The organism is Micromonospora acroterricola, from assembly GCF_003172955.1.
Lineage (GTDB): Bacteria > Actinomycetota > Actinomycetes > Mycobacteriales > Micromonosporaceae > Micromonospora > Micromonospora acroterricola.
In genome coordinates, this window is sequence record NZ_QGKR01000053.1 from 1 (window position 1) to 5,039 (window position 5,039).

Annotated in this window: 5 protein-coding genes; 3 read left to right on the forward strand and 2 right to left on the reverse strand. The window is 74.3% G+C overall.

The genetic code is table 11. The annotated features are described in order from the left end of the window. On the forward strand, window positions 1-1,470 hold a 1,470-nt coding region (locus tag DKT68_RS00705), incomplete at its 5' end, for an outer membrane protein assembly factor BamB family protein (protein WP_146218246.1). Between the two features lie 40 nt (window positions 1,471-1,510). On the opposite strand, the gene DKT68_RS00710 is transcribed toward DKT68_RS00705, so the two are convergent. Further along, window positions 1,511-1,942, reverse strand: coding sequence for a Rieske (2Fe-2S) protein (locus DKT68_RS00710; protein ID WP_109815509.1), 432 nt, complete (start codon window positions 1,940-1,942; stop codon window positions 1,511-1,513). Window positions 1,943-2,152: 210 nt separating this feature from the next. On the opposite strand from DKT68_RS00710, the gene DKT68_RS00715 reads away from it, so the two are divergent. Further along, window positions 2,153-2,725: a nucleosidase gene (locus DKT68_RS00715; protein ID WP_109815506.1), complete on the forward strand. Its 573-nt coding sequence runs from the start codon at window positions 2,153-2,155 to the stop codon at window positions 2,723-2,725. Window positions 2,726-2,734: 9 nt separating this feature from the next. On the opposite strand, the gene DKT68_RS00720 is transcribed toward DKT68_RS00715, so the two are convergent. Next, complete coding sequence (locus tag DKT68_RS00720) at window positions 2,735-3,916, reverse strand: low temperature requirement protein A (protein ID WP_109815507.1); 1,182 nt, start codon at window positions 3,914-3,916, stop codon at window positions 2,735-2,737. A 185-nt stretch (window positions 3,917-4,101) separates the two neighbouring features. Between DKT68_RS00720 and DKT68_RS00725 the strand changes: the two genes are divergently transcribed. Next, window positions 4,102-4,968, forward strand: coding sequence for a S1 family peptidase (locus tag DKT68_RS00725; protein ID WP_109815508.1), 867 nt, complete (start codon window positions 4,102-4,104; stop codon window positions 4,966-4,968). Window positions 4,969-5,039: the final 71 nt, after the last annotated feature.

Sequence of the window (5,039 nt, forward strand, 5' to 3'; positions counted from 1 at the left end):
TGCCGGCCCCGGGCCCGGGCTGCGACGGCAGGGGGGCCGGCGGGCGTACCGGCCACGCTGGCTGGCGGTTCCGGTGCCACCCCGCCGCCGACGCCCGCCCCGACCGGCCGGACGCCCTGGCGGCGGGCCCGCTGGGTGGTGCTCGGCGCCGTGCTCGCCCTGGCCGGGGTGGCCACCGCGACGACGCTCTACCTCACCCGCGACCGCTATCCGGACCTGGAGTTCGCGCCGCTGCGCGAGCTGTCCCGTCCGCACGCTGGCGCCGAGCGGCCCGTCGGCATGTGGACGGCCGTGCTCGACGACCGGGCCTACCTCGGCTACCCGCTGCCGGACGACCGGCTGGAGGTGGTCGCCGTCGACGCCGCAACCGGCGCGGAGCTGTGGCGCAAGGCGACCGACGTCACCGCCGACGACTGGACGGGGCTGGTCGCCGTCCCGGGAGCGGTCGCGGTCCTCGCCGACGCCCCGGGCGACAGCACCCCCCGCGAACTGGCCGTCCTCGACGGTCTCTCCGGCGCGCAGCGCTGGCACCGCGCGATCCACGGCGACGACGACGTGTACTTCGCCGACGATGGCGCGGTGCTGGTCGACCGGACCGCCGGCCACCTGGTCGGCCTACGGCTCAGCGACGGCCGTGAGAAGTGGACCCGACCGAACCCCCGGGACCAGTACGGTGGCGGCCGCACCGTCGTCCGGCCGGTGGGCAGCGACGAGGCGGCCGGTGGTCCCGCCTTCCTCGACGGCACGCCCCGCGACCCGTGGACGGGCAAGGGACGGCGGCTGGTGCAGGTCGGGGCGGACCGGTCGGTGCGGCTGCTCGACATGTCCTCCGGCTCGGTGGTGCGCGAGTGGGGGAGCGTCGCCGACCTCGACGACCTGGTCGTGGCCCACGAGGACCGGCTGTACGTGGCCGCCAACGACGGCGGGTACCAACTGCTCGCGTACGACCTGAACTCCGACGCGGAACCGGTGGTTCTCTACCGGGCCGGGAACGACCAGCACCGGCCGAAGGAGCTGGTGGCCTGCGGCGAGCACCGGGCGTGCCTGCTGGAGGTGCCGGACAACGAGGCCGAGCGCACCGAGGTCGTGGCGGCGACCGAGGGCGAGCCCGCGATCCGCTGGCCGGCGCCCGGCGCGACGGAGCTGGTCCCGCTCGGTGACCAGTTGATCGCCCGGCGGCAGGTCCCGGAGTCGACGGTCACCCTCTTCGACGGCGCGGGCAAGACCGTGCTGCGCGACCGCCGCGGCGTGGCGGTCCGGCTGGACGGGGGCAACCTGCTGGTCTTCGCCAAGGCGCCCAGCACGGTGGCGGACAACCGCAGTGTCGCCGGCGTGTGGGCCGAGTCCGGTGAGCTCGACGAGCTGGGCGAACTCCAGGACGTCGGCAGCGACTCCTGCTCCTGGAACACCCACGTCATCGCCTGCGGCGCGGAGAAGGACTTCGTCCTGTACCGCCTCGCCAAGGACTGACCATCCGGCAACCGGCGTGCACGATCGCGCAGGGGTGCGGTCAGGCGCGGATGATGTTCGTGCCCTCCATCCGGACCGGGATCTCCGTGAGGCCTCGGGTGGCGGGGCCGCCGAGGCGGGCGCCGTCGCTGGCCGAGAACGTCGAGTTGTGCGCGGGGCAGGTGATCACGCCGTCGCGCGGCGCGGCGACCCGTACGCCCTGGTGCGGGCAGGTCGCGTCGTAGGCGGCGAAGGTGCCGGCCCGGGGCTGGACGACGAGCACGCCGTCGACGACCGTGCCACCGCCCACCGGCACGTCGCTGGTACGGGCCAGCACGGTGCCGGCCGTGGCGGTCGCCCCGCCGGCCTGGGTGTCCCCGGCGCCGCAGGCGCTCAGCAGTCCGGCCGCGCCGGCCGCGCCGGCCCCGGTCAGCAGCGCCCGCCGGCTCAGGCACCAGCGGTTGTCGCGGAGGAACTCCTGTCCGTCGTACACCGTCGTCACCTCTCCGTCGGCGGACCGGACCGCCGTCGTCCGGGCGCCGTCACCGGTGGTCGGCGGTGGCGCGCGGACGGGTCCGGTGACTCGCCGGGCCAGCCTGCCCCACCCACCTGAGGGCGCGATGCGACCCGGCTGAATGGTGGCTGGACGCACGTCCGTCGACACCGGCTCGCCGGCCGCCGGGCCGGCTCGTACGATGCTCCGGTGAATCTTCGGGGTACGGTCCGCGCCGATCGTCCGCTGGTGGTCCTCGCCGTCGAGGAGGAGGCCCGCTACCTGCCGCCGGAGCTGCCGGTGCTGCTCACCGGGATGGGCAAGGTGAACGCCGCCACCGCGCTGGCGGCGGTGCTGGCTGCCGGGCCGCGCCCCGCCCTGGTGCTGAACCTGGGCACGGCCGGGGCACTGCGCCCCGGCTGGACCGGCATCCACGAGGTAGCCACCGTGCTCCAGCATGACCTGGACACCGCCCTGCTGCGCACGCTCACCGGCCAGACCTACGGGGCGCCGCTCCCGCTGGCCGCCCAGGGCGCGGTGCTGGCCACCGGCGACACGTTCGTGGCCGACGACGCGGCGCGCGACCGGTTGGCGCAACGCGCCGACCTGGTCGACATGGAGGGGTACGCGATCGCCTGGGCCGCCAGCCAGGCCGGCGTACCGTGCCGGCTGGTCAAGCAGGTCAGCGACGAGGCGGGAGAGGGTGCGGCCCGGACCTGGCGGGAGTCGGTCGACGCCTGCGCCCGGGACCTCGCCGAGTGGGCCGGTCGACACCTCGGTTGATCCGGCGGCTCAGTCTTCCGGCCGCCGCATCCGCAGCCGTGGAATGGTCGCCCGGCGGTTGCTGGCGGGAACCAGGGCGGCGCCGGCCAGCGCGAGCGCCACGATCACGGCGGCCAGCAGCGGCGGCCAGCCGCCGGCCCAGGGGAGCACCAGCAGCGGCAGCAGCAGCCAGACCAACCGTCGCCACGGCACGACGGCGGCCACCAGCCAGGTGAACAGAAGGCGCCCGAGCACGAACAGCACCGGGCCGCCGATGATCAGCATGAGCCACCGCACCGGCGTCGTCCCGGTCGGCCGGGCGGCGACCAGGTCGAAGGAGGCCGCCGTGCCGACAACGCCGGCCAGCATCACCAGATGGGTGTACGGGGCCAGCCGGGCCGCCCTGCTCGTGTCGGCCCCGGCCTTCAGCAAACGGCCGGCCCGGAAGACGTAGATCTGCCAGAGCAGCAGCATGGTGGCGAAGGCGCAGAGCAGGGCGGTGAGCCGGAAGCGGTCGAAATGCGTCCGGCTGACCTCCAGGGTGGGCACCAGGATGATGTCGCCGAGGGCCAGGATGACGAATTGCTGGTACCGCTCGCCCAGGTGCTCGGTGGTCCGGTCGTACTGCTGAAGGGGCACCCGGCCCAGCCAGGGCATCGGGTACCGGACCGCCGCGGAGACCAGGTCGATCGCTATCGCGACGGTCCAGAGCCCCCAGTGGGGCGCGCCGACCAGTGCTCCGCTGATCCAGAAGACGCCGGACACCACGAACCAGAACAGGAACCGTGTGGCGCGCTCCATGGCCGCCCGGTGCCGCTGTCGGTGCAACGTGGTGACCAGGACGACGCCGCGCACCACGTGCGTGGTGACGTACGCGATCGCGAAGACCATCGCGTGCCCGGCGGACAGCATCGGCAGCGCCGCCGCCATGCCCACCGACCCCACCATGGCGACCATCAGGATGGCCTGGATCGGGCGCTGCTCCGGGTCGTAGAACTCGGTCGTGGTGGAGGTGACCGACCAGGTCCACCAGATCGCAGCCAGCGTCAGCAGCACCGGCGCGGTGCCGGCCCAGGAGCCGCGTTCGGCGATCAGTTTCGAGACCATGGCGAGGGCGGCCACGAAGACCACGTCGAAGAGGAGTTCCAGCAGCGTGGCCCGGGCCGACCCCTCCGGGCGGCGTACCAGCGCCGCAGTGCCTCCGGTGGTCATGCCCGGCCTCCCGCCGCGTCTCGGAGAATTATCGGCGGCACCGGCGCGGCCCGTCCCCGGATCCGGGATTCCCGCCGACCCGCCCCGGGCCGGTCACCCGCGCGTCCGGTCCGAGGTTGCCACGGCGTCAACCGTCGGGTGATGCTTGACCGCATCCATATATCTCGATCTCTTCGGAGGTTCGGATGCGCCGCTCCCCGCTCGTCGCCCTCGTCCTGACCGCCCTCCTGCTCGTCGCGCCCGGCGCGGCACAGGCCGCCGTCCCCGACCGGACCGCCCCCGCCGCGCCCGTCGCCGACCAGGCCGCGCTTGCCGGGGTACGCACGCCGGGTACCGCCTGGGGCCTCGACCCGACCACCGGCCGGATGACCGTCACCGTCGACGACACTGTGGCACCCGCCGAGCTGGCGGCGCTGCGGTCGATGGCCGACCGGGCCGGCGCGCTGCTGCGCCGGGAACCCGGAACGCTGCGCACCCTGATCGCCGGCGGGCAGGGCATCTACGGAGGCGGCGGCCGCTGCTCGCTCGGCGCGAACGTGCGCAGCGGCAGCACCTACTACGTCGTCACCGCCGGGCACTGCACCACCGTCGCCAGCACCTGGTACGCCGACAGCGCGCAGACCACCGTCCTCGGCACCCGCACCGCCACCAGCTACCCGACCAACGACTACGGCCTGATCCGCTACACCGGGCGGATCGCCCACCCCAGCGCGGTCTACACCCACCCCGGCCTGCTGACGATCTACGGGGCCGGCAGCGCGTACGTCGGTCAGGCCGTGTGCCGCAGCGGCGCCACCACCGGGGTGCGGTGCGGCAGCGTCACCGGCCTCAACCAGACCGTCAACTACGCCGGCGGCAACGTGATCTACGGCCTGATCCGCACCAACATCTGCGCCGAGCCGGGGGACAGCGGCGGACCGCTCTACGTGGCGTCCACCGGCACCATCATCGGCATCCTCTCCGGTGGCAGCGGCAACTGCACGTCCGGCGGCACCACCTACTACCAGCCCATCGGGGAGGTGCTCGCCGCGTACGGGCTGACGCTGCCCTGACCCGTCGTTGCGCTGAGCGCAACGGGTTGCCCGTTCTCCGCAACGGGCCTAGGCTCGGCGGCACCCCGGAC